Source organism: Staphylococcus sp. HMSC65H10, from assembly GCF_001839185.1.
Taxonomy (GTDB): Bacteria; Bacillota; Bacilli; order Staphylococcales; family Staphylococcaceae; genus Staphylococcus; species Staphylococcus simulans.
In genome coordinates this window covers 1-798 of sequence record NZ_KV840315.1, presented here as the reverse complement: position 1 = coordinate 798, position 798 = coordinate 1, and the positions used below count along the sequence as shown (strand labels likewise).

Genomic DNA, 798 nt, shown 5'->3' with positions numbered 1-798 from the left:
ATATAAAAGAAAGCAAAACTGATCCAGAGTCTGGTTATTATGTAAAGAGCGAGAGAGAAAAGCAATTTGCCTATTCGCTACATGCATGTGTCGATAGACACGGCTTCATTTTAGATTCACACGTCACTCCAGGAAATATCCATGATAGTACGCAATTGAAACCTATGATAGAAAGAATGGAGAAAGCAGGTTTAAAAGCGAGATATGTAGCAGTCGATTCTGGATATAAAACTCCAGCTAATGCACACTATCTTATTGAAAAATTAATGATACCTGTGATGCCGTATACTCGACCAAAAGGAAAAGAAGGTTTCTTCAAAATTCGCGATTTCATCTACGATGAATATTATGATAGCTATATCTGTCCTAATGATGAGTTTTTAACTTACAAAAGAACAATGCCAACTGGGCACAGACTATATATGTCAAACTCTGACACATGTCGTGAATGCCCACTATTGAACAAATGCACTGAAAATAAACAGTGTCAAAAACAAATCCAAAGGCACGTATGGCAAGATGATTTAGATATAGTTGAAGATTTAAGGTTTATGGATTCAATTAAAAAAATATATAAAATGAGAAGCCAAACAATAGAAAGACGATTTGGTGACGCTAAAGAGCAACATGGTATGAGATGGACACGTTTCCGCAGTTTAGGAAAGGTGACAATGGATACGATGTTTACTTGTGCTGCGATGAATTTGAAAAAAGTATCTATGTGGCTTACATAAGAGTCCGTGAGGACTTCTATTATAAAGATTTTTATACATATTTTCGAAAATTTCATAAAAAAAA

At 34.6% G+C, this 798-nt stretch carries 1 protein-coding gene; it reads left to right on the top strand.

All coding sequences use genetic code 11. The annotated features are described in order from the left end of the window. A partial coding sequence (locus tag HMPREF3270_RS02855) for a transposase (RefSeq protein WP_141763118.1) occupies positions 1-734 on the top strand: 734 nt, incomplete at its 5' end. Between the last annotated feature and the right edge of the window lie 64 nt (positions 735-798).